Annotated in this window: 26 protein-coding genes; 10 read left to right on the top strand and 16 right to left on the bottom strand. The window is 68.5% G+C overall.

Annotated elements, in window-relative coordinates; translation table 11 throughout:
* Positions 1-7 precede the first annotated feature (7 nt).
* From pgeF to lgt, 3 genes are read right to left on the bottom strand one after another with little or no spacing between them, the layout of a single operon-like run.
* The gene (gene pgeF, locus AncyloWKF20_RS09115) at positions 8-769 is read right to left on the bottom strand and encodes a peptidoglycan editing factor PgeF (protein WP_279317540.1); all 762 of its coding nucleotides are present in this window, start codon (positions 767-769) and stop codon (positions 8-10) included.
* Positions 766-1,896: an SAM-dependent methyltransferase gene (locus AncyloWKF20_RS09110; protein ID WP_279317539.1), complete on the bottom strand. Its 1,131-nt coding sequence runs from the start codon at positions 1,894-1,896 to the stop codon at positions 766-768. The genes pgeF and AncyloWKF20_RS09110 overlap by 4 nt, the downstream gene beginning before the upstream one ends.
* On the bottom strand, positions 1,893-2,738 hold the full coding sequence (gene lgt / locus AncyloWKF20_RS09105; protein WP_279317538.1) for a prolipoprotein diacylglyceryl transferase: 846 nt from the start codon (positions 2,736-2,738) through the stop codon (positions 1,893-1,895). Before lgt ends, AncyloWKF20_RS09110 begins: the two co-directional genes overlap by 4 nt.
* A 279-nt stretch (positions 2,739-3,017) precedes the next feature.
* Here lgt and AncyloWKF20_RS09100 point away from each other — a divergent pair, with 279 nt between their 5' ends.
* From AncyloWKF20_RS09100 to AncyloWKF20_RS09080, 5 genes are all read left to right on the top strand, one after another.
* Positions 3,018-3,284: an accessory factor UbiK family protein gene (locus AncyloWKF20_RS09100; protein WP_267581745.1), complete on the top strand. Its 267-nt coding sequence runs from the start codon at positions 3,018-3,020 to the stop codon at positions 3,282-3,284.
* Between the two features lie 227 nt (positions 3,285-3,511).
* Positions 3,512-4,009, top strand: coding sequence for a YbjN domain-containing protein (locus AncyloWKF20_RS09095; protein WP_267581746.1), 498 nt, complete (start codon positions 3,512-3,514; stop codon positions 4,007-4,009).
* 427 nt (positions 4,010-4,436) lie between these two features.
* Entirely contained in the window at positions 4,437-5,261 is an 825-nt protein-coding gene (gene proC / locus AncyloWKF20_RS09090; protein WP_279317537.1) for a pyrroline-5-carboxylate reductase, read from the top strand.
* Between the two features lie 108 nt (positions 5,262-5,369).
* The gene (locus AncyloWKF20_RS09085) at positions 5,370-6,170 is read left to right on the top strand and encodes a TetR/AcrR family transcriptional regulator (RefSeq protein WP_279317536.1); all 801 of its coding nucleotides are present in this window, start codon (positions 5,370-5,372) and stop codon (positions 6,168-6,170) included.
* 21 nt (positions 6,171-6,191) lie between these two features.
* On the top strand, positions 6,192-6,545 hold the full coding sequence (locus tag AncyloWKF20_RS09080; RefSeq protein ID WP_279317535.1) for a tRNA-binding protein: 354 nt from the start codon (positions 6,192-6,194) through the stop codon (positions 6,543-6,545).
* Positions 6,546-6,714: 169 nt separating this feature from the next.
* Here the strand turns inward: AncyloWKF20_RS09080 and AncyloWKF20_RS09075 are convergent, their stop codons facing one another.
* From AncyloWKF20_RS09075 to AncyloWKF20_RS09065, 3 genes are all read right to left on the bottom strand, one after another.
* Positions 6,715-8,052 carry an ATP-binding protein gene (locus AncyloWKF20_RS09075; RefSeq protein ID WP_279317919.1) on the bottom strand — a complete coding sequence of 446 codons (1,338 nt, stop codon included), beginning with the start codon at positions 8,050-8,052 and terminating at the stop codon, positions 6,715-6,717.
* Between the two features lie 62 nt (positions 8,053-8,114).
* Positions 8,115-8,843, bottom strand: a complete 729-nt coding sequence (locus tag AncyloWKF20_RS09070) for a response regulator (RefSeq protein ID WP_279317534.1) — start codon at positions 8,841-8,843, stop codon at positions 8,115-8,117.
* An 11-nt stretch (positions 8,844-8,854) separates the two neighbouring features.
* Positions 8,855-9,472, bottom strand: a complete 618-nt coding sequence (locus tag AncyloWKF20_RS09065; RefSeq protein ID WP_279317533.1) for a MarR family transcriptional regulator — start codon at positions 9,470-9,472, stop codon at positions 8,855-8,857.
* A gap of 242 nt (positions 9,473-9,714) precedes the next feature.
* Here AncyloWKF20_RS09065 and AncyloWKF20_RS09060 point away from each other — a divergent pair, with 242 nt between their 5' ends.
* Positions 9,715-10,605: a branched-chain amino acid aminotransferase gene (locus AncyloWKF20_RS09060; RefSeq protein ID WP_279317532.1), complete on the top strand. Its 891-nt coding sequence runs from the start codon at positions 9,715-9,717 to the stop codon at positions 10,603-10,605.
* 317 nt (positions 10,606-10,922) lie between these two features.
* On the opposite strand, the gene AncyloWKF20_RS09055 is transcribed toward AncyloWKF20_RS09060, so the two are convergent.
* The 4 genes from AncyloWKF20_RS09055 to uvrC form a co-directional block, all read right to left on the bottom strand.
* Positions 10,923-11,396: a molybdenum cofactor biosynthesis protein MoaE gene (locus AncyloWKF20_RS09055; protein WP_279317531.1), complete on the bottom strand. Its 474-nt coding sequence runs from the start codon at positions 11,394-11,396 to the stop codon at positions 10,923-10,925.
* A gap of 25 nt (positions 11,397-11,421) precedes the next feature.
* Complete coding sequence (moaD, locus tag AncyloWKF20_RS09050; RefSeq protein ID WP_267581754.1) at positions 11,422-11,673, bottom strand: molybdopterin converting factor subunit 1; 252 nt, start codon at positions 11,671-11,673, stop codon at positions 11,422-11,424.
* A complete protein-coding gene (gene pgsA / locus AncyloWKF20_RS09045) occupies positions 11,670-12,308 on the bottom strand; it encodes a CDP-diacylglycerol--glycerol-3-phosphate 3-phosphatidyltransferase (RefSeq protein WP_279317530.1) in 639 nt (212 codons plus the stop codon). Before pgsA ends, moaD begins: the two co-directional genes overlap by 4 nt.
* A gap of 163 nt (positions 12,309-12,471) precedes the next feature.
* Positions 12,472-14,535, bottom strand: coding sequence for an excinuclease ABC subunit UvrC (gene uvrC, locus AncyloWKF20_RS09040; RefSeq protein ID WP_279317529.1), 2,064 nt, complete (start codon positions 14,533-14,535; stop codon positions 12,472-12,474).
* A 172-nt stretch (positions 14,536-14,707) separates the two neighbouring features.
* Here uvrC and AncyloWKF20_RS09035 point away from each other — a divergent pair, with 172 nt between their 5' ends.
* A complete protein-coding gene (locus AncyloWKF20_RS09035; RefSeq protein WP_279317528.1) occupies positions 14,708-15,490 on the top strand; it encodes an FkbM family methyltransferase in 783 nt (260 codons plus the stop codon).
* A 92-nt stretch (positions 15,491-15,582) separates the two neighbouring features.
* Positions 15,583-16,563, top strand: coding sequence for a DMT family transporter (locus AncyloWKF20_RS09030; RefSeq protein WP_279317527.1), 981 nt, complete (start codon positions 15,583-15,585; stop codon positions 16,561-16,563).
* Between the two features lie 26 nt (positions 16,564-16,589).
* On the opposite strand, the gene AncyloWKF20_RS09025 is transcribed toward AncyloWKF20_RS09030, so the two are convergent.
* Complete coding sequence (locus AncyloWKF20_RS09025; RefSeq protein ID WP_279317526.1) at positions 16,590-17,381, bottom strand: SDR family oxidoreductase; 792 nt, start codon at positions 17,379-17,381, stop codon at positions 16,590-16,592.
* Positions 17,382-17,694: 313 nt separating this feature from the next.
* Between AncyloWKF20_RS09025 and AncyloWKF20_RS09020 the strand changes: the two genes are divergently transcribed.
* A complete protein-coding gene (locus AncyloWKF20_RS09020) occupies positions 17,695-18,318 on the top strand; it encodes a porin family protein (protein ID WP_279317525.1) in 624 nt (207 codons plus the stop codon).
* A gap of 415 nt (positions 18,319-18,733) precedes the next feature.
* Entirely contained in the window at positions 18,734-19,378 is a 645-nt protein-coding gene (locus AncyloWKF20_RS09015) for a porin family protein (RefSeq protein WP_279317524.1), read from the top strand.
* Positions 19,379-19,469: 91 nt separating this feature from the next.
* On the opposite strand, the gene AncyloWKF20_RS09010 is transcribed toward AncyloWKF20_RS09015, so the two are convergent.
* From AncyloWKF20_RS09010 to AncyloWKF20_RS08990, 5 genes are all read right to left on the bottom strand, one after another.
* Positions 19,470-20,075 carry a glutathione S-transferase family protein gene (locus AncyloWKF20_RS09010; protein WP_279317523.1) on the bottom strand — a complete coding sequence of 202 codons (606 nt, stop codon included), beginning with the start codon at positions 20,073-20,075 and terminating at the stop codon, positions 19,470-19,472.
* A gap of 102 nt (positions 20,076-20,177) precedes the next feature.
* A complete protein-coding gene (locus tag AncyloWKF20_RS09005; protein ID WP_267581765.1) occupies positions 20,178-20,393 on the bottom strand; it encodes a cold-shock protein in 216 nt (71 codons plus the stop codon).
* Positions 20,394-20,490: 97 nt separating this feature from the next.
* Positions 20,491-21,372 carry a 23S rRNA (adenine(2030)-N(6))-methyltransferase RlmJ gene (gene rlmJ, locus AncyloWKF20_RS09000; RefSeq protein WP_279317522.1) on the bottom strand — a complete coding sequence of 294 codons (882 nt, stop codon included), beginning with the start codon at positions 21,370-21,372 and terminating at the stop codon, positions 20,491-20,493.
* Between the two features lie 16 nt (positions 21,373-21,388).
* Complete coding sequence (locus AncyloWKF20_RS08995; protein WP_279317521.1) at positions 21,389-22,060, bottom strand: ribonuclease T2; 672 nt, start codon at positions 22,058-22,060, stop codon at positions 21,389-21,391.
* Positions 22,057-22,605: a hypothetical protein gene (locus tag AncyloWKF20_RS08990; protein ID WP_279317918.1), complete on the bottom strand. Its 549-nt coding sequence runs from the start codon at positions 22,603-22,605 to the stop codon at positions 22,057-22,059. Before AncyloWKF20_RS08990 ends, AncyloWKF20_RS08995 begins: the two co-directional genes overlap by 4 nt.
* Positions 22,606-22,680: the final 75 nt, after the last annotated feature.

The raw sequence follows: 22,680 nt of genomic DNA, 5'->3' as shown, positions 1-22,680 counted from the left end.
GAGGGAATCAGGCAAGCGTGATGGCGGCAATCAGGCGGCCATAATCGGCCTCGCCGCGATGCGTTGCGCGACGGTAGCTGAAGAAGCGGCCCTCGTCCGCATAGGTGTCGAGGCCGAGATCGTCGATCGTGCCGACCCCGATCCGCGCCAGCCGCGCGGCGATGTAGCCGGGCAGGTCGAACAGTGCGTGGTGCTCGCGCGGGGAAGGAATGAGGAAGCGGTCATTATCCGGGTCGAGCCCGGTCAGCGTGGCGATGAAGTCGGGGCCGACCTCATAGCTCGGCTGGCGGATCAGCGGGCCGATGGCGGCGACCATGCGCTCGCGCCGGGCGCCGAGTTCCTCCATGCGGGCGACGGTGGATTCCAGCACGCCGCCGACCGCTCCTTTCCAACCGGCATGGGCGGCGCCGACGACGCGGGCCTCTCCATCGGCGAACAGCACCGGCCCGCAATCGGCGATCGCGACGCCGGCGGCGACGCCCGGCGTATTGGTCGCCACCGCATCCGCCTTGGGGCGCTCGGCCCAGGGACCGTCCACCACCACGCAGTCCGGCGAGTGGATCTGCCAGCAGGTGAGGAGGTGCGTTTTGGGCACGCCAAGCGCTTGCGCCATCCGGGCGCGATTCTCAGAGACGCGGGCGGGGTCGTCATTCGAGCCGGTGCCGCCATTCAGCCCGGCATAGAGCCCTTCCGAGACGCCGCCTTCGCGCGTGAAGAAGGCGTGGCGGATGCCCGGCAGGGCGGCGAGGGCGGAGGATTCGACCTTCATGCGGCAGCGTTCCTGAATTCCTCGCCGGGGGCGAATCCGGCCATCTCGTCCAGCGCAGGATGCACCAGAGCGAGCGCCTTGAAGAGGGTGCCCATCTGCCCGTCGCCGGTTCCGGCGAGGCGGGCATGGGCGGCATCGATGGCCGCGCGGGTTGCCTCATCCGCATGACGCTTCAGCCGCTCGGCGCGGGCGGCGATGCCGAGCCGGTCCAGCAGCGCGCCCTGCGGAACCGGGCCAAAGGCGCGGGCGCCGGTGGCGATGGCGGCGAGGGCCAGCGCGGCGAAGTCGACATGGGCGGTGACATCCGCCTCGCCGGGATGGGCGAGCACGTCGTCAAAGGCGTGTGCGCGCAGCGCCTGCAGCGTGTCGCCGAAGCCGCCGCCCGGCTCGCGCTCGCCGGCATGGCCGTAATCGACGAACAGCGCCGCCCCGCCGGAGGTGGCGAGCCGGGCGCCGAGCTTTTCCGCGACCGAGAGGCCGGCCTGGCAGAGTTCGAGCACGGCGCCCAGCGGGGCAACCCGCAGCCTTGCCTCGGCCCGCCCATCGAGCCGCGCGCCCGGGCGCAAGCCGAAGGCGAGGGCGCCCGTGTCATCGAGGCCGACCATCCGCTCGGCGATGCCCTCGGGCGTGCGCAGGAACTGGCGGATGGGCAGCGCGTCGATGAATTCGTTCGCCAGAAGGATCAGTGGCCCCGCGGGCAGCTCATCAATCGAGCCTGCCCATCTCACATCATAGGCCGCGAGCGTTTGCGCCTGCCGTTCCCGCAGGCGCGGCGAGGCTTCCACCAGCACGACCCGCATGGCGGAATGGAAACCGGGCACGATGCGGGTGGCGCGCAGCGCGTCCGCCATCATGGTGCCGCGTCCCGGCCCGAGCTCGGCGAGGATGAAGGGGGAGGGGGCGCCGAGCCGCATCCAGCTATCGGCCGCCCAGAGCCCTAGCAGCTCGCCGAACATCTGGCTGATTTCCGGCGCGGTGGTGAAATCGCCGGCGGCGCCGAAGGGCTCGCGCGTCGTGTAATAGCCAAGGCTCGGGTGAAACAGGCAGCGTTCCATATAGTCCGCGACCGTGAGCGGCCCGGTGAGCGCGATCTCGCGGGCAATCTCCGCGGCGAGCGGCGTGGTCATGCCGGCGCGTCGGCCGAGAGCGCCGGGCGCCGGCGGGCGCGGGCGATGAGGGCGAGCCCGACCGCGAGCATGGGCAGTGACAGCACCATCCCCATGGTTAGCCAGCCGCCCGCGAGATAGCCGAGCTGCGGGTCCGGCTCGCGGAAGAACTCCACGAAGATGCGGGCGCAGCCATAGAGAAACACGAAGCTGCCGGCGACCGTGCCCGGCCGGGCGAGCGCACCGGCGCGGATGGCGAGCTGGAGAATGATGAAGATGGCAAGCCCTTCCAGTCCCGCCTCATAGAGCTGGCTCGGGTGGCGCGGCTCCGGCCCGCCATGGGGGAACACGAAAGCCCACGGCACGTCGGAGGGGCGGCCCCACAGCTCGCCATTGATGAAATTGGCGAGGCGGCCAAAGAACAGGCCGATCGGCACCACGGCGGCGGCGATGTCGAGCATCGACACGAAGGCCAGCCCGCGCTTCCGGCAGAACAGGTACATGGCGAGGATCGAGCCGAGAAAGCCGCCATGGAAGGCCATGCCGCCATGCCAGACCGTGAGCGCCTGCAGCGGATTCTCGATGTAATAGGCGAGGTTGTAGAACAGCACATAGCCGATGCGCCCGCCGAGGATCACGCCGAAAGCGATCCACACCACCGCGTCGTCGAACGCTTCCGGCGCGATCGGCGCCCGCCCGCCCCACAAAGCCGGCCGCTCGCACAGCCGCTTGGCCATCCACCAGCCGATCAGCAGCCCGGCGACATAGGCGAGCGCATACCAGCGAATGGCGAAGGGCCCGAGCTCGATGAGCACCGGGTCGATGTTCGGGAAGGGCAGGACGAAGAGCGGAGACATGGGCATCGGGTTTCGCGAGGACGGCAGGGAGGGCAGCACGAACGCCGGGTGAGAGCAAGCACGCGGGGGGCGGTGCGTACGGGGAAGGGCGGGGCGATTCCTGTGGCCGGCGTGCCCGCCTCTTGCCCGCGCCGCGTGACAGGATCAAGGCGGGCAGGCTACTACCGCCACTCCAGTGCCGCCGGCGCGCGCGCGAAACGGCCGCCACCCTTGCAGAGCCCCTTGCGGCGCCCCATTCTCCCCGTAATGGCGCGCTACGTCACGAGCCCCAGTCGGGAGAAGACCATGACCCAGACCACCAGCCGCATCTTCGACGATTTCGCCCGGCTGATGAACGACGCCGCCGGCGTCGCGTCCGGCGTGCGCCGCGAGGCCGAGACCGTGATGCGCTCCCAGGCCGAGCGCATCCTGCGCGAGCTCGATGTCGTCACGCGCGAGGAGTTCGAGACCGTGAAGGAACTCGCCGCCGCTGCGCGCGAGGAGAATGAGCGTCTCGAAGCCCGTATCGCCGCGCTCGAAGCCAAAATCAGCCCGCCCGACTCGCTCGGCTGATCCATCCGCATGTGGATGCGGCGCATCGCCGCTTGCCGCAACGCCGCGAATCCCGACACCTTTGCCATGGACCGTTCATCCGGCGGTCCAGGCCGACGGTCTCAGTGAGGTGCCTATCCAGCGCGATAAAGTCGACAACGGCGCTTTTCCCAGCGAAACCCGCCCGCGAGGCCCCCAGCGTTGTACGCGTCCGACCTGCGTCCGTGCCCACCCTCGCGAGGTCGAGCATGACCTATACTGACTTCGAGTCCGACACCCGCCTCAATCCGCTGGATCTGGTCGAGCGCATGGCTGCGCTCAATGAATGGGCGTTCGAGCGTTCGGCCGAGGATGAGATCACCATCTCCATCGAAGGCCGCTGGACCGACTGCCACGTCTCCTTCCAGTGGATGGATGAGGTCGAGGCGCTGCACATCGCCTGCGCCTTCGATCTGAAGGTGCCGGAAAAGCGCAAGACCGAGGTGCTGCGCCTGCTCTCGCTCATCAATGAGCAGATGTGGATCGGTCATTTCGACCTCTGGTCGAAGGAGGGCGTGATCATGTTCCGCCACGCGCTGCTGCTCGCCGGCGCCGAGGCGACCGACCGCCAGTGCGAGGTGCTGATGGAATGCGCCATCGAGGCGGTGGAACGCTATTTCCCCGCCTTCCAGTTCGTCGTCTGGGCCGGCAAGTCCGCCCGCGAGGCGATGGACGCCACGCTGTTCGAGACCGTCGGCGAGGCGTGACGCGCGTGAACTGAAGAGGGCGGGCGATGCGTCGCCTGCCCAAGTGTCAGGCGGGAAGCTGTTCCCCGGACAAGCTGCGCGCATGCGCAGCGCCGAGCCGGGGTCCAGGAGAAAACCGCGAAGCGCCCAATTATCGTTGATGAAGCGCCTTCGGCGGAGTCGGGCGCTGGATCCCGGCTCGGCGCTTCGCCTCCGGCTCCGCTGGGCCGGGACACGCTGAGGGCAGGGTGCCGCTCTGCTGACAGTTCCCGCTGCCTTCACACCGTCATCCCGAGGTGGCCGGCGCAGCCGGGCCTCGAAGGATGGTTCTCTCGAAGCGTGCCTGCAAAAGCGTGGATGCCCGGCCTAGCGGCGCGCGTCGTGGCGCGGGACGGGATATGCTGGGCGCAAGGGACGTTTCCTTCCGCTTCAGACGCAGAGTTCCACGATGGTTACACTTTCCGACATTCCCGGGCGGGTGCTGCTGGTTGGCGCCGGCAAGATGGGCGGCGCGATGCTGGAGGGCTGGATCGGCCTCGGGCTGGAGCCGGCGCGCATCGCCGTGGTGGATCCCGGTCCGCCGCCGGAGGTGGCCGCGCTGCTCGCCGCGAAGGGCGTCGCGCTCAACCCGCTGAATGGCGGCCCGCCCGCCGTCATGCTGCTGGCGGTGAAGCCGCAGGTGGCGCCCGAGGTGCTCGCCAAGGTCGCTCCGCTCGCCGGCCCGCAGACGCTGGTGGTCTCGGTGATGGCCGGTCGCACGCTGGGCTTTCTGGAAGCCGCCTTCGCGCCGGGCACGGCGGTGGTGCGCTCCATCCCCAACACCCCGGCCGCCATCGGGCGCGGCGTCACGGTCGCCGTGCCCAACGCGGCGGTGACCTCCGAGCAGATGCAGATTGCCGATGCGCTGTTGCGCGCCAGCGGCGGCGTCGAGTGGGTGGAGGAGGAGGCGCTGATCGATGTCGCCACCGCCGTCTCCGGCTCCGGCCCCGCCTATGTGTTCCTGCTGGCCGAGGCGCTGGCGGCGGCGGGGGCGCAGGCGGGCTTGCCGGCGGACATGGCCGATCGTCTGGCGCGCGCGACCGTCGCCGGCGCGGGCGAGCTGATGGTCCGCTCCGGCATTGATCCCGCCCAGCTGCGCAAGAACGTCACCTCGCCCAATGGCACCACGGCGGCGGCACTCGCCGTGCTGATGGACGAGGAAAAGGGCTTTGGCCCGCTGCTCACCGAGGCGGTGCTGGCGGCGGCGCGGCGCTCGCGCGAACTGGCGGGCTGATCCCGAGACGTGAGGGGCGCGTAACCTTCAAATCGGAGGTCGCGCCCTTCTCCTGATGGGGCGCGCGTCCTACATTCAGGACAGGCACGTTCAGGACAGGAGGTCATCATGGCACGCAGTTCCAGAACGACGGCGCAGGAAACCACGGAGCCGGCGGGCGCCACGACGCCCAAAGCGGCTAAGTCCGCCCCGAAGCCCCGCGCCGCCAAGGCATCGGTGAGCACTGCCGCTCCCGAGACGATTGCCGAACCGCCCCGCATAGAGGCGCCCAGCCGGGATGCGTCGCGCGAGAAAATCCTCGACAGTTTCCTCGTCCTGCTCGCCGAGCGGCCCTTCGAGCGCATCAGCCTTGGCGACGTCGCGCAGGAGGCGGGCGTGTCGCTCTCCGAGCTGCGCGCCGGCTATGGCTCGACCTTCGACATGGTCTCGGCCTTCGTGCGCGACACCGACCGCAAGGTTCTCGCCGCGCCCACCGACGACATGGCCGACGAGCCGCCGCGCGATCGGCTGTTCGACGTGCTGATGCGGCGCTTTGACGTGCTCGGCCCCCACAAGGCCGCGCTGCGCTCGCTCGCCGATTCCGCCCGGCGCAACCCGTTCTTCGCTCTGGCGCTGAACCGGCTTGCGGTGCGCTCGCAGCAATGGATGCTGGCAGCGGCGAAGATCGACACCGCCGGGCTGCGCGGCGCCGTGCGGGCGCAGGGGCTGGCGCTGATCTATGCCCGCGTGCTCCAGACCTATCTGCGCGACGAGGACCCCGCGCTCGCCCGTACCATGGCAGCGCTCGACCGCGAGCTGGATAAGGGCCAGCGCGCGCTTGGCCTGCTCGAAGGCGCGATGCGGCTTGCCACCGGCGGCCGGCGCCGCCAAAAGGACGCGGCGCCGCCGGAAGAATCCGTTACGGCCTGAGTTGCTTCAAGGAGGTACGCCGTGAGTCTCGCGCCGCTCGACCAGATTTCCTTCGGCGATTTCCTCAAGGTGGACATCCGCGTCGGCACGATCATCCAGGCGGAGCCCTTCCCGGAGGCGCGCAAGCCGGCGATCAAGCTGGTGATCGACTTCGGGCCGCATATCGGCTGCAAGAAGTCCTCCGCCCAGATCACCGTGCATTACGCACCGGAGGATCTCATCGGCCGGCAGGTGGCGGCGGTGGTGAACTTTCCGCCCCGCCAGATCGGGCCGATGATGTCGGAAGTACTCACCCTCGGCTTCCCGGACGAGGACGGCGCGGTGGTGCTGTTCAAGCCCGACCGCGAGGTGCCGAACGGCGCCCGGCTCTTCTGAGCCAGTCCCGCGTCCCGGACAAGCTGCGCGATGCGCAGCGCAGATCCGGGATCCAGGGGATACGCCGCGTAGCGCAAAAGCTATTTGGCGCCTCCGGCGTCATCTTACGCTGGGTCCCGGCTCGCGCTCCGCCTGCGGCTACGCTTGGCCGGGAAACAAGCCGAGACATTCACACCGGTATCCGCACTGTCGCGCGAAGGCCGCCCAGCGGGCTCTCGCCGAGGCTGACATCGCCGCCATGCGAGCGGGCGGCGTCACGGGCGATGGTGAGGCCGAGGCCGGAGCCCCCGGCGTCCTGGTTGCGGGCGTCGTCGAGGCGCACGAAGGGGCGGAAGACTTCCTCCCGCTTGTCCGGCGCGATGCCCGGCCCGTCATCATCGACATAGACGGTGAGCCAGCGGTCGTCGCGCATGCCGGTGATGGCAACGCGCGTGCCGTGGCGCCACGCATTGGCCGCGAGATTGGCGAGGCAGCGGCGGAAGGCGTCGGCGCGGATCATCACCATCGGATCGCCGGTGAAGCTGGCGGTCACGTTCGCGCCGTGGCGCTCGGCATTGTAGCGGGTGTCCTCGATGATGCGGGCGATGTCCGCCACCAGCGGCGTCTCGCCAGTGTCGTCGCGGGCAAAGGCGAGGTAGGCCTCCAGCATGTTCTGGAGTTCCTCGACATCCTTGCGCATTCCCTCCGTGTCCGGGCTGTCGCCGAGCAGCGCCAGCTCCAGCTTGAAGCGGGTGAGGATGGTGCGCATGTCGTGGCTGACGCCCGCCAGCATGGTGGTGCGCTGCTCGATCTGCCGCTCGATGCGCCGGCGCATTTCGAGAAAGGCCAGCGCCGCGCCGCGCACCTCGCGCGCGCCGCGCGGGCGGAAGCCGGAGACGTCGCGCCCCTTGCCGAAGGCGATTGCGGCATCGGCCAGCTTCTCGATCGGCTTGATCTGGTTGCGCAGGAACAGGATGGCGACCGCCAGCAGCACCAGCGAGGTGCCGACCATCCAGACGAGGAAGATGTGCGAGTTCGACAGATAGGCCTGGGTGCGGCGGGCGAAGACGCGCAGCACCGTGCCGTCGAGCTGCACGCGCACCTCGATGAGGTTCGAGTTACCGACCGTGTCGGTCCAGAACGGCCGGCGAAGCCGCTTGCCCAATTCCCCGGTGAAGTTGGAATCGAGGATGGAGAAGAACGGCTTCGGGCCGGGCGGCGGCAGGCGTTCGCCGGGCAGGAAGTCCACCGTCAGCCCCATCGCCGACTGGGCGATCTGCTTAATGCGCTCCTGATCGGCCACCGTGGGGAAGGTGACCGCAAGATCGGCGATGGCGGTGATATCCTGCGAGACAGCGGCCGAGAGGCGGCGCGTCACCGTGTTGTAGTGCCGCTCCATGAAGACGAAGGCGAGCACTGACTGCAGGATCACCATCGGCGTGACGATGATGATGAGCGAGCGGGCATAGAGCCCCTTCGGCATGATGCGGTTGAACCACGCGCCGAAGCGGGCATTGTTCTCGCGCATCCGCGCCTGTGTCAGCCGCAGCCGCGCGCGGGCGGCGCCGACCATATGGGTGTCGAGCAGGCTCAAGGCGCGACGACCAGCCGGTAGCCGACGCCCCGGACGGTCTGCACATAAGCGGGGTTGGCAGGATCGCGCTCGATCTTGCGGCGCAGGCGGTTCACCTGCACGTCCACCGCGCGGTCACCGGCGGCGACGCCCGGCGCGACGAGGGCCTGGCGCGGCACCGTCTCGCCCGGCCGCTCGCCGAGCACGCGCAGCATGTCGCGCTCGCGGTCGGTGAGGCGCACCGGCTCGCCGTCGCGGGTCAGCTCGCCGCGCTCCAGATGGAAGGCGAAGGGCCCGAAGCGCACGGTCTCGATCACCTGCGCCGGCGGGGTGGCGGAGCGCTTGATGATGTTGCCGATGCGCAGCAGCAGCTCGCGTGGCTCGAAGGGCTTGGCGAGATAGTCGTCGGCGCCGATCTCGAGCCCCTGGATACGGTCGCCGATCTCCGAGCGGGCGGTGAGCATGAGGATCGGCACGCTGGATTCGGTGCGCACATGGCGCGCGAGATCGAAGCCGTTCTCGCCCGGCATCATCACGTCGAGGATCAGCAGGTCGAACGTCAGGCCGCCGAGGCGGGCGCGGGCGTCAGCCGCCGATTCGGCGGTGGTCACGCGGTAGCCATGCTCGGTGAGGAAGCGGGAGAGCAGGTCGCGGATGCGGCGGTCGTCATCGACGATGAGCAGGTGGATGGCGTCGTCGGCGGGCATCGTCCTTACCGTCGCGGTGCCGGTGGCGGCATTGAGCATGGCGCGTTCCTTCAGCCGACCGGACGCGCGAGGGCGCGCTTGTCCGTCGCCTTCTCGCCGGAGCCCTTGGTGGCGCGGGCCTCGGCCTGCTGGTCGGCGCGGGCGATCAGCTTCTCGATCGGGCCACGATCTTCCGGGTCGATCATGGCGACAAGAAAGCGGCGGGCGTTCTCGCGCGTGTCCACGCCGCATTCGGCGAGCGCGCGGCGCAGGCGGTGCGACTGGATGGAGACGAACTCCTGCGCCAGCGACTCGCCCTTGGGCGTGAGATAGAGCAGGCGCTGGCGCCGGTCCGAGGCACCGGCCCGGCTGTCGATGAAGCCCTGGTCCACCAGCTCGCGCAGCACCCGCCCGAGGCTCTGCTTGGTGATGCGCAGGATGTCGAGCAGGTCGGTGACGCGCATACCCGGGTGGCGGCTGACGAAATGCAGCACCCGGTGATGCGCCCGGCCGAAGCCGATGCCCTGCAGGATCTCGTCGGGATCGCTGACGAAGTTCCTGTAGGCAAAGAAGAAAAGCTCGATCAGATCGATCAGCGGCTCGCCCTCGCCGCCGCCGGCAGGGCGCGCGGGCGTGCTGGGTTCGCCCTTGGCGGAGCGGGACGGCGCCGAGACATTTATGTCAGCCATGTTGACTTTTTTCGTTATGATCGTTACCGAGATGTCCCGTTCAACGAAAGGATCGTTCGGCGTTGCCGGCAACCTGTTCGGAACGGGAGGACGAGCTGCCCTATGGGCGGCGAACGATAACGGGACTTCGGCCGCGAGGCAAAAGATTGCGCTTTCGCGACAACGCCGAAGCCTGAACGGCCAAAGGACGAGAGGGGCCGGCGCCGTGAGGGCGCTTTCCGGTTCCATTTGGGAGATGCACCATGGCTAGCGAGCCTTTCGACAAACGTAGCGGCTGGATCTGGTACGACGGCGCCTTCGTGCCGTGGCAGGATGCTCAGGTTCATGTGCTGACTCACGGGCTGCACTATGGCAGCTGCGTATTCGAAGGCGAGCGGGCCTATGGTGGCGAGATCTTCAAGCTGGAAGAGCACACCGCCCGCCTGCGCGAAAGCGCCCGCATCCTCGATTTCGAGCTGCCCTATAGCGACGCCGAGATCAACGCCGCCTCGCGCGAGCTGCTGACCCGGATGAACCTCAAGGACGCCTATCTGCGCCCGGTCGCCTGGCGCGGTTCGGACATGATGGGCGTGTCGGCGCAGCACAACCAGATCCACCTCGCCATCGCGGCGTGGGAGTGGCCGAGCTATTTCGACCCGGCGCAGCGGCTGAAGGGCATCCGCATCGACGAGGCGAAGTACCGCCGTCCCGACCCGCAGACCGCGCCCTCGACCTCGAAGGCGGCCGGCCTGTACATGATCTGCACCATCTCCAAGCACGCGGCGGAGCGGAACGGCTATGCCGACGCGCTGATGCTGGACTGGCGCGGCCGTGTCGCCGAATGCACCGGCGCCAATGTGTTCTTCGTCAAGGACGGCGTCATCCACACGCCGGAGGCCGATGCCTTCCTGAACGGCATCACCCGCCAGACGGTGATCGAGCTCGCCAAGCGCCGCGGCATCGTGGTGAATGAGCGGGCGATCATGCCGGAAGAACTCGGCAACTTCGACGAATGCTTCATCACCGGCACCGCCGCCGAGGTGACGCCGGTGTCGGAGATCGCCGGCCGCTTCCACTATCAGCCCGGCCCGGTCACGCGCACGCTGATGGACGACTACATGGCCGAAGTGCAGCCCAAGAAGGCGGCGGCCTGAGCCCACAGGCCGCGCCTCGGCGCCACGACACGATAACGTCATGCCCGGCCTCGTGCCGGGCATGTTCGTTTCGGGGGGTGAGGAAACAGAAGTCGTCATGGCCGGGCCAAGCCCGGCCATGACGACGCGGTGGTGGGCAAGGGCGTGCCCTTGCGCGTCATCCCGGCCGGAGCCGCAGGCGGAGAGCCGGGATCGTCGCATATTTCGGGATCGAGTTGGATTTCGGGATCGGCTTGAATGTCACGGCATACGATCCCGGATACGGCCTTTGGCCGTTCCGGGATGACGGGGGCGGGGGACCGCTGGAAAATCCGCGCTCAGCCCCAGCGCTCGGCGGCCTCGTCGTCGCTGTCCTTGGCGGCGATCCAGTTGCGCTCTTCCTCGCGCTCTTCCAGCTTCCAGAACGGCGCGCGGGTCTTCAGCCAGTCCATCAGGAAGGTCGCGGCCTCGAAGGCGGCGGCGCGGTGGCTGGAGGCGGTGACGACGAGCACGATATTGTCGCCCGGCACCATGCGGCCATAGCGGTGGATGACGGTGGCGCCGGTGAGCGGCCAGCGCGCGCGGGCCTCCTCGACGAGGCGCGTCATCTCCTCCTCTGCCATGCCGGGATAATGCTCCAGCGTCAGGGCGATCAGCGGGGCGCCGCCCGGCGCGTCGTCGGCGCGGCAGAGCCCGGCGAAGGTGACGACGGCGCCGACATCGGTGCGGCCCTGCGTCAGCGCCTTCGCCTCATGCGCGGCGTCGAAATCCTCGGCCTGAATGCGAACAGTGAACAGGGATGCCGTGGACATGGCGGTCTCCGCCGGCCAGCGCCGGTTAGCCGCCCGTCATGGGCGGGAAGAAGGCGATCTCGCGCGCCCCGGCGAGCGGCGCGTCCGGCTTGGCGTGCTTGCGGTCGAGCGCGGCGCGCACGACCTTCGGGTTCTCGAAGGCGCGGGCATAGCCCTCGCCGCGCCCGGCCAGAAAGCCGGCGAGCTCGGCGACGGTGCGCACCTCGGCGGGCACCTCGATCTCCTCGGCCTCGCGGCCGATGCGCTCGCGCACCCAGGCGAAATACAGCACCTTCACGCGGCGTCCTCGATCAGATGGCGCGCGCCGGCGCGGAAATAATCCCAGCCGGTGTAAAGCGTGAGCACGGCGGCGATCCAGAGCAGCATGATGCCGACCAGCGTGATGCCGGGCACCAGCAGATCCGCCGCCGGGCCGGCGAGCAGCACGCCGACCGCGACGAGCTGGGCGGTGGTCTTCCACTTGGCGAGCCGCGTCACCGGCACGCTCACGCGCAGCTCGGCGAGGAATTCCCGCAGGCCGGACACGAGAATTTCGCGGCACAGGATGACGGCGGCGGCCCAGAGCGACCAGCCACGAATGGTGCCGTCCGAGGCCAGCATCAGCAGCGAGGTCGAGACCAGCAGCTTGTCCGCGATCGGGTCGAGCATCCGGCCAATGGCCGATTGCTGCGACCAGGCGCGGGCGAGATAGCCGTCGAAGAAATCGGTGATGGCGGCGACGATGTAGATCGCCAGCGCGAGCCAGCGCAGCCAGAGGCCACCAGCGAGAATATCCGCCCAGAACAGGCAGGCGGCGACCACCGGGACAGCGACGCAGCGGCCGTAAGTGAGCATGTTGGGCAGCGAGAAGGCGTGGCCGCGCTTCATGGTCGGCTCCCGTAGCGTCTTCTGGCTGCTTGTGACATCGACCATGGCGTGCCGGCTCCCTTGGAACGGACGTAAAGGCGCCCGTCCGCCGCGTCAATCGCATTGGCACGATCAGGCGATAGGGACGCTGCCCTGCCGCCACGCCCTCCCGCCGCGCGAAAACCCATAGTGCGGTCGGGCTGTGGCCATCGCGTGACCATGGGACGCTTCATGACGGCCGGGCGTGAAAGAAGTCGTAGACGGCCCGCGCAGTGGCCGCATTGACCCCCGGCACGCCTTCCAGATCGGCCAGCGAGGCGCGCTCAATCGCTTTCAGCGTGCCGAAATGCCGAAGCAGGGCGCGCTTGCGGGTGGGGCCGACGCCGGGAATCTCCTGAAGGCCGGCCTGGGTGATGTCCTTCTTGCGCCGCGCCCGGTGCGAGCCGATGGCGAAGCGGTGCGCCTCGTCGCGCAGGCGCTGGACGAAATAGAGCACCGGGTCGCGCGGCTCCAGCCGGAACGGCGTCTGGCCCTCGCGGTAGAAGGTTTCGCGGCCGGCATCGCGGTCCGGGCCCTTGGCGACGCCGATCAACGGCACATCGGTGATGCCAAGGCTCGCCAGCGTCTCCGACGCCGCCTTGAGCTGGCCGGGGCCGCCGTCGATCAGCACGAGGTCCGGCCAGGCGCTGGTGGCGGCGGAGGTTTCCTCCGCGTCCTCGCGCTCCGGCGTGGGGAGCTCCGTGGCCGCGGCACCGGCGTCATCTGGCGGCACTGACGCCGTCGCGCGCGGTGCTTCCTTCATCAGGCGGGAGAAGCGCCGGGTCAGTACCTCGCGCATCATGCCGTAATCGTCGCCCGGCGTGAGGTTCTCCGAGCGGATGTTGAACTTGCGGTACTGGCTCTTGGCGAAGCCCTCGGGCCCGGCGACGATCATGCCGCCGACCGCGTTCGAGCCCATGATGTGGCTGTTGTCGTAGACCTCGATGCGCTTGGGCACCTCCGGCAGCGCGAAGGTACGGCGCAATTCGTCGAGCAGGCGGGCCTGGCTGGCGCTCTCGGCGAGCTTGCGGCCGAGCGCCTCGCGCGCATTCTGCAAAGCGTGCTCGACCAGCTCGCGCTTCTCGCCGCGCTTGGGACTGGCGATCTCGACGCGGTAGCCGCTGCGGGCGGACAGCGCCTCCTCCAGCAGCTCACGCTCGGCAATGTCGTCGCTCAGCAGGATGAGGCGCGGGCAGGGCTTGTCCTCATAGAACTGCGCGAGAAAGGCGCCGAGCACCTCGCCGGGGTCGAGGCTGCGGTCGGCGCGCGGGTAGAGCGCGTGGTTGCCCCAGTTCTGGCCGGTGCGGAAGAAGAACACCTGCACGCAGGTCGCCCCGCCTTCCTGATGGATGGCGAACACGTCCGCCTCCTCCACCGAGCGCGGGTTGATACCCTGCGTGCCTTGCACGGCCGAGAGCGCGGCGAGGCGGTCGCGCAGCGCGGCGGCGCGCTCGAATTCCAGCTCCTCGGCGGCGTGCTCCATCTCGCGGGCAAGCTGCTCCTTCACCACCCGGCTCTTGCCGGACAGGAATTCGCGCGCCTCGCGGACATATTCGGCGTAGTCGCTATGGTTCACCTCCCCCGTGCAGGGGCCGGCGCAGCGTTTGATCTGGAACAGCAGGCAAGGCCGGGTGCGCGCCTCATAAAAGCTGTCCGAGCAGGAGCGGACCAAGAACGCCTTCTGCAGCGCGTTGATGGTGCGGTTCACCGCCCAGACCGAGGCGAATGGCCCGTAATAATCGCCCGGCCGGTTGCGCGCGCCGCGATGCTTGGTGATCTGCGGCGAGGCATGGTCCTTGGTGATGAGGATGTAGGGAAATGACTTGTCGTCACGCAGCAGCACGTTGAAGCGCGGGCGTAGCTGCTTGATGAGGTTGGCTTCCAGCAGCAGCGCTTCGGTCTCGGTGCCGGTGGAGACGAACTCCATCTCCACCGTCGCCGCCACCATGCGCATGATGCGCGCGGTCAGCCCTGTCGGGCGGGTGTAGGCGATGATGCGCTTCCTGATGCTCTTGGCCTTGCCGACATAGAGCACCGCGCCGTCCGCGCCGATCATGCGGTAGACGCCCGGCCCGTTCGGCGCGTGCTTGATGGCGCGCTGGATGGCGGCGCGGCCGGTGGCCACCGAGCCGGGCGCGGGCTCGGCCTCCTCGCCTTCCGGGGCGACGAGAAGAAGATCGTCCTCGCTCTCCACGCCGAGATCGTCGGCGGCATCGTCGAGGTCGGGCAGATCCTGAAGCGGGCGGCTACTCATGACGCCTAGATACGAATTCCCGGTCGCCTCGAACAGGGGCAGGGCGCCGGTGCGGAGCTTCTTACCTTGGGGACAGGGCCATGATACTCCTTGGCCAAAATTCGGGAGGAGCGCCGGAGGCGCCATTTTGCTGACAGGTCTGAGAACGGCAGCGGAGACGCGGCTGCCTGGTGTGTTCGCGTTTCTGAGCCGTCTCGCCGACCAGCGCGCCGCGCGCAACCCGGCGAGCGAGCTGCAATTCCTGCCGCTGCTGGTGCGGCCGGGCGATCTGGCCTGCGACATCGGCGCCAATCGCGGTGTGTTCACCTACTGGCTGCTGCGCCTCGGCGCGCGCGTCGCCACCTTCGAGCCCAATCCCTATATGGGCCGTATCCTGCGCCGGCGTTTTCCCGAGGCGCTGGCCGATGGCCGGCTCGACCTGTTCGACGGGGCGGTGAGCGATTCGAGCGGGCTGGTCGATCTGCACATCCCGCGCGGCTACTCGCCGCTCGCCACCATTGACGGCAATGCGGTGGGCGAGGGCGTCGCGGTGGACGAGGTGACGGTGCGCTGCTTCCGCCTCAGCGACTGCCTCGACGAGGAGATCGCCTTCATCAAGATCGACGTGGAAGGCCATGAGCAGCGGGTCGTCGACGGCGCGCGCGATCTTATCGCTTCCTTCCGCCCGAGCCTGTTGATCGAGGCCGAGGAGCGCCACCGGCCGGGCGCGGTCGCCAGCCTGCGGGCGAGCCTGGAGCCGCTCGGCTATAAGGGCTTCTTCGCCCGCGCCGACGGGCTGCACCCGATCGAGACCTTCGATGCCGCGCGCGACCAGAGCCTTTCCAGCCTCAACGAGGCCGGCACAGCGGCCCGCGCCCCTTTCAGCTACATCAACAACTTCCTCTTCATCGCCCGGCCCGAGGTGAATGCGCGGCTCGCCGGCTGGCGACCGGGCGTGGCGCTGCCGCAGGCCTGACGTTGCGGCACAAGCGAGCTTTGCGCGCGGCGGTTGCCACCTGCGCGCAGCGCGATGCTGCGTCGCGCCGGCAATGGGTTTATGCAGGGACAATGTCCAGCGTCACCGATGCCGCCACCGCCCGCGCGCCCAGCTCCGCCGTCACGCCCGGCGCGAAGCCGACCATCCCGCTCTCCGGCTACGCCTTTGCGGCGGGCGGGGCGATCCTGTTCGCCTCCAAGGGCATCATCATCAAGCTCGCCTATGCCGAAGGCGTGGACGCCGAGACGCTGCTGGCGCTACGCATGCTGTTCTCGCTGCCCTTCTATGTGGTGATCGGCGCGCTGGCGCTGTTTCGGATGCGCGGTCAGGCCGAGCCGCTGCCCAGCGCGCGCATCGTGCTGTTCTCGGCGCTGGTCGGTGCGCTCGGCTACTGGTTCGCCAGCTACACCGACTTTCTCGGCCTGCAATACATCTCGGCCTCCTATGCGCGGCTGATCCTGTTCACCTACCCGCTGTTCGTCGTGCTGTTCGGCGCGCTGCTGTTCAAGCTGCCGGTTAAGGGCAAGGCACTGTGGGCTTTCGCGGTGGCCTATAGCGGGCTGGCGTTGATTTTCGCGCAGAACTTTTCCTATCTCGGCCATGACGCGGTACTGGGCACCGGGCTGGTGGCGCTCACCGCGATGAGCTTCGCGCTCTATCAGGTGCTGGCGAGCCGGCTCCTGAAGCATATCGGCTCGGCGCTGTTCACCTGCATCGCCATGATCGCCGCCTCGGCCGCCGCGCTTGGCCAGTTCGCGCTGACGCACCCGCTGGAGAAGCTGATCGTCACCCCGCATGTGTTCTGGCTGTCGGTCATGCTGGCCATCGGCGCCACCGTGCTGCCGACCTTCCTGATGAACGCGGCGCTGAGCCGGATCTCGGCACAGGCCAATGCGATGATCAGCACGATGAGCCCGGTCGCCACCATGGTGCTGGCGGTGCTCATCCTCGGAGAGCCGACGACGGCGCTCGACGTGTTCGGCGCGCTGCTGGTCACCTTCAGCATCGGCTGGTTCACGCTGAGCGACCGCAAGAGCGGGCGAGGCGCCTAAGCGGACGGGGCGCCTGAGCGCGGCGATCAATCCGTCTCGGTGTCCGGCGTCTGCCAGGCAAGGTGCTGGCCGCCATCGACGGCGATCATCTGGCCGGTGACGCTGGCGGCGGTGGCGAGGAACAGCACCGCCTGCGCGATCTCGCCGGGCGTCGGGCCGCGGCCCATCGGCACGGCGCGGCTCTGATAGGCGAAGGCCTCGCCATCCTGTCGGTCATTGGCGAGCGTCGGCCCCGGCCCCACGGCATTGATGCGGATGCGCGGGGCGAGGGCCTGCGCCATCATCCGCGTTGCCGCCCAGAGCCCGTTCTTGGAGATGCTGTAGGAGAGATAGGCCGGCGTTGGCTTCCACACGCGCTGGTCGATGATGTTGACCACGGCGCCCGTCGCGCCCTCCGGCAGCGCGGTGGCGAAGGCCTCGGTGAGGAACACCGGCGCGCGCAGATTGGCCGCCATGTGGCGCTCCCACAGCACCGGGTCGAGAGTGCCGACACCGTCCGGGCTGAATTCCGAGGCGTTGTTGACCAGCAGCACCGGCGCGCCCAGCGCCTGCGTCGCGGCTGGCACAAGCCCGGCCACCGCCGCCGGATCGGCAAGATCACCCGTCACCAGCGCCGCGCGGGCGCCAAGGGCGCGCAATTCCTCCAAGGTCGCCTCGACGGCCGGGCGCGCGGTGCGGGCGTGGACCGCCACGTCGTAGCCCGCGCCCGCCAGAGCGAGGCTGATCGCCCGGCCGATGCGCACACCGCCGCCCGTGACCAGGGCGATGGGGCGGCGGGCTGCCGGGACCGTGGGGGAGGGGATATCGGTCGCAGTCATGGAAACCGTGTGCGTTGCTTCAGGCCAGCCTCTTACGCGATTACCCCCGGCGGCGGATCATCCCATCGCGTTAGCGCTTGATTTACCATGCATCGCAAACCGGTTGCGCAACTCAAGGATATCGAGCCGTTCCGTGCGTGTGGTAATGCGATCATGGTTAATGACAGGCGCGTGATTGATAGTAAACCGCCTGTTAAACATAATATATCGTTACATCCGACACTAAGATTCTGCTCATACATTTATGCGAGCGTCAGCGTTACTGAATTCAGGTGGAGCCGAGGGGCGACGCCTCGCGACGCAGGAGACGAAAATGTACAGCAAGATTCTGGCCGGCGCCGGCCTGGCGGCGGCTCTCATGGCCGTTCAGGTGGCAACCCCCGCGGCGGCCGCCGACCTTTCCTACCCCGCGCCGGCCGCCTATGCGGCCCCGGCGCCGGTGTTCAGCTGGACCGGCTTCTATATCGGCGCCAATGCCGGTTATGGCTGGGGTGCGGCCGATGCCTCGGACGACACCAACGGGTTCCTCGGCGGCATCCAGGCCGGCTATAACTGGCAGACCGCCGGCAACTTCGTGCTGGGTATCGAGGCGGACCTCCAGGCCAGCAACATCGAGAGCCCGACCTACCAGCTCGATTACTTCGGTACGGTCCGCGCCCGCGCCGGCTTCGCCTTCGATCAGGCGCTCGTCTACGGCACCGGCGGCTTCGCCTATGGCCGCGGCACCTACCAGCTGAACGGCCTGTCGAACGACCAGACCCAGACCGGCTGGACCATCGGCGCCGGCGGCGAATACGCCTTCGCCCCGAACTGGACCGTCAAGGCCGAGTATCTCTATCTCGACCTCGGCAAGGAAACCTACGACACCGCCGTCGGCCCGATCGACGTCGGCACCACCGCCAACATCCTGCGCGCGGGCGTGAACTACAAGTTCTGATCCGGGCTTCGAGGCGGGTCCGCCGCGGTCCAACGGCCCGACCCTGCCTCCACTTGCGGCGAGCGCCAGCGCGAAAGTGCTGGCGCTCGTTGCGTTTCAAGGGGCTTGCTATGCCGTTGGGTCAGGAATCTGTTGTTCCTGTGCAACAGGCTACCGGCATTCCACCGGCGATCATGGCGGAATTGTTGCGGCCCCCGGCTACCTCGCGAAGGAAAAATTACCTCCACGAATCGAGCGCCCATGCGGGCTGCCATGCCCATTTCACAAGCATGTGACAACGGCTTTGGAGGCAATAATGGCGAATTCTGCCGCAATCCGGCCTTTGACACGCCTATCTGCCCTCCTATCTCACCTCTCGAACGTGACGTGAAAGACCGTCGTGCCGTTCCTGCCTACTGTTTCTCGGAGAGTATCCATGAAGAAGATCATCAGCTCGGGCGTTGCCGTTGCCGCCCTGCTCGTCGCGGCGCCCGCTTTCGCCGCCGACCTGCAGCAGCCCTACCCCACCAAGGCGCCGGTCATCGCTCCCGCGCCGGTGTTCTCCTGGACCGGCTTTTACATCGGTGCCAACGCCGGCTACGGCTGGGGCTCGGGTGAAGGCCAGGCCGACGTTCTCGGCCTGAACCCCGATGGCTTCATCGGTGGTGGCCAGATCGGCTACAACATCCAGCTCGACAACAACATCGTCCTCGGCGTCGAGGCCGACATCCAGGGCAGCAGCCTGAAGGACACCGCCTTCGGCGTCGAGCAGAAGATGGACTACTTCGGCACCGTGCGCGCCCGCGTCGGTTATGCCTTCGACCACATCATGCCCTACGTGACGGGCGGTTGGGCCTGGGGCCACAACGAGGTCACCAACGACCTCACCGGCAGCAGCGCCAACGGCACCCTGTCCGGCTGGACGGTCGGCGGCGGCGTCGAGTACGCCTTCACCAACAACTGGACCGTCAAGGCCGAGTACCTCTACATGGATCTCGGCGAGGACTACTATGACAGCATCGGCGCCGACAGCGGCCTGACCGCCAGCGTCGTCCGCGCGGGCATCAACTACAAGTTCTGATGCCGCGGGCTTCGGCCCGGACGCTGAATGAGAAAGGCCCCGGACGGCAACGTCCGGGGCCTTTTCCTTTAGGCTGCGCGGTGCAGGTCGATCAGCTCGGGCGGGTTGCCTCGAAAGCGGGCACGCGTGCGGCGAAGCTGTCCAGCCAGTCGACGAGGGCCAGGTGATCCTCGCGCCAGACGCCATGGAAGCGCAGATCGAGATAGCCGAGGGCGCAGGCGAGGGCGATTTCGCCGATATGCGCCGCGCCGCTGACCGCCAGCGGGGCGGGCGGGGCGGATTCGAGAACCTTGAGTGCGCGCGCGACCTTTCCGGCCTGATTGTCCACCCAACTGGCCGAGCGCTGCTCCTCCGGGCGGAAGCGGGCCTCATAGACCTGAAGCAGCGCCGCATCCATCAGCCCGTCCGCCAGCGCCTGCTGGGTGAGGGCGGTGAAGCGCGCCTCGCCGCTCGCCGGCAGCACCACGCCGCCGCCCGCCTGCGCGTCGAGAAACTCCACGATCACCCTTGAATCGAACAGCGCCGCCCCGTCCTCACGCAGCAGAACCGGAATCTTGCCCAGCGGGTTCTGCGCGCGCAGCGTATCGGCCGGGTTGGTGGTGTCGGCCGGCTCGATGTCGAGGTGGATGCCGCAGACGACGGCGGCGATCTTGACCTTGCGGCCGAACGGGGAGGCGGGCGAGGAACGCAGCTTCATGGGACACTTCGCTCAATTCGGGCCGGCGGCGCGAACGCGGCAAAACCCGCCCGCGGCCGGTCCCGGCCGTGGACGGGATATCTCGGCTTCGCACCTGCCTTATCAGTCAGCCCGCTGGAGGTCGATGGCCTTGGGGCCCTTGCCCCGCTTGTCCGGTTCGACCTCGAAACTCACCCGCTGCCCTTCGGCCAGGGTGCCCATCCCTGAGCGGGTGACGGCCGACACATGCACGAACACGTCGCGCCCGCCGTCATCCGGGCGAATGAAACCGTAGCCCTTTTCCGTGTTGAAGAATTTGACGGTACCCGTCGTCGCCATGCGCCTGCTCTCCTTATCCACCGAGGCCGCAAGGCCCGGTCGGATCAACCTGCGGAGCGTGGAAGCAAGAGCAATGCCGGATGGATGTGACAGGCCTTCAACGTTCGGCGGTGATCCAGCCGATGCGGACCCGGCCGGTGCCGTCGGTGGCGAGCACGCGCACGAGGGCGTTGAGCACGAGGCGCAGCTCCTCCGCCAGCACGAAGGGCGGGTTGACGATGATGAGCCCGCAGCCCGACATCGCATCGGCCTGACGGACGGCGCGCAGGTCGAACTGGATGTTGAGCACCTTCGGGATTCGGGCGCGCTCGATCTCGCGGCGGAAGCCGTCCACCGCGCGCACATCCTTGATCGGGTACCACAGCGCATAGACCCCGGTCGGCCAGCGCTTATGCGCCTCGATGAGCCCCTGCGCCATGCGGTGGAACTCGCCCGGTTCCTCGAAGGGCGGATCGACCAGCACCAGCCCACGCCGCTCCTTGGGCGGCAGATAGGCGGTGAGCGCCTGCCAGGCATCGGTGGGCAGCACCTTCGTCCGCCCGTCGCGGCCGATGGCGTCCGTGAGCGATTCGCGCACGCCGCCAACCGTCTCGCAGAACAGCAGGCGGTCCTGCGGACGGGTTAGCGCCTGCGCGATCAGCGGCGAGCCGGGGTAATGGCGCAGCCGGGCGGCGAGCGCGGCGGGCGTGTCGCCTTCGACGCCGGGATTGACCGCGCGCACCACGTCGAGCCACGGCTTCAGCAGGGCGGTGACTTCAGGCGTGAACGTGGCGCGCAGCACGGCGCCAATGCCGCCCTCCCACTCCCCGGTGCGCTGGGCTTCCTCGCCGGCGAGGTCATAGAGACCGGCCCCGGCATGGGTATCGAGCACGCGGTACGCCGCATCCTTCTGCCCGAGATAGGCGAGGATGCGGGCGAGCACGACATGCTTGACGACATCGGCGAAATTGCCGGCGTGGAAGGCGTGGCGATAATTCATGCGGGTTCCGGCGGGTTCAGCCGCCCCGCGTCGGGGGCATGGCGACGCGATCCGTGGTGCAGGCCTTGGCCGCCACCTCGGGACATGAGGTGAATTGGAAGGTGCGGCTCATGCAGACCCGCACCTCGCTGAGGCGCTTGTCGCTGCACTGGACCGAGATCATGTCCGCCTCGAGCCCCGGATTGGCGGCGCGGAAGGCGTCCGCCACCTCGCCAGGCGACACCATGCGGTAGTCGTCGAGCTTGCGGAACGGCTCGGGAATGGTGACGCGGCTCTGCGCCAGCCGGACCTTCTCGAAATAGGTCGCCGAATCGAGGCCCGAGCAGGTGCCGTGCTTGCGCCACTGGTGCAGCACCAGCTTGCGGCTCGGCATGATGTCGAGCATCGAGCGCACGATGGACTCCGCGACGAAGGGCGGAGGCTTCTGGCAGAATTGCGGCCAGCCGCGCGTCTCATATTGCGGCCAAAGCCCATGTACGACGAAGGCATAGGGGCGGGCGGTGGCGGCGCATTGCATCGAATCGGCATCGTCGCCCTCGCCGGCGCAGTAGCTCGGCGACCAGGACAGCGACAGCACGTAGAAATCGAAGTCACCCGGTCGGTCGCGGGCCACGGCGGGCGCGGCCGCGAACACACCCAGCAGGGCGCCGACGGCCAGAAGCCCCCGTGCGCCGATGCCGAGGGTCATGGGCGCGCCATGCGGCAGTTCGGGGCATAGGTCCAGGAGCGGTCGAGCCCCTCGACGCACCATTCCACGCCCCAGGAATAGCCGAGGAAGCCGCCGTCCTCGACCAGCGAGTACCAGACGGTGCGGTGATGCCCGCCCTGCGCGACCTTGCTCACCACCTTGCCGTCATAGGCGCCGCTGCCATAGGCGCCTTCGCTGGTGAAGGCCGGCGTGCCCTCCAGGCCGGAGATGACCACATCGGCCTGGCAATAGCGGCGGGGAATGTAGTCCTCGCCCCAGGGGCGGAAGGCGATCTCACGCACCGGGCCGACGCTGTCGATGCTGAGCTTGGAGTTCCAGAACCGCTTCTCGGTCGTCGCGAACTCGCTGCGGATGCGCTTCAGTGCCTCCGGCGTGTCGCAGGCCGGCACCTTGCCGCTGTAGTTCGGGCCGGACAGCCAGAAGTTCTTCTCGAAGAAGTTCGCCGCCTGCGCCCCGGAGAGCGAGGTCGCCAGCAGGCCGGCGGCCGCGAGGCCGATGCCGAGCCGGCGCGTGGCGCGCGTCATGGCGCGGCGCGACGTCGTGGCGGCATGGTTTTCTTCGGTACGCATGGCACGTCTCCCAGACCCGTGTGGTCCCAG

Origin of the sequence: Ancylobacter sp. WKF20 (genome assembly GCF_029760895.1) — a bacterium.
Classification (GTDB): Bacteria; Pseudomonadota; Alphaproteobacteria; order Rhizobiales; family Xanthobacteraceae; genus Ancylobacter.
This window is presented reverse-complemented; position numbering and strand designations above follow the sequence as displayed.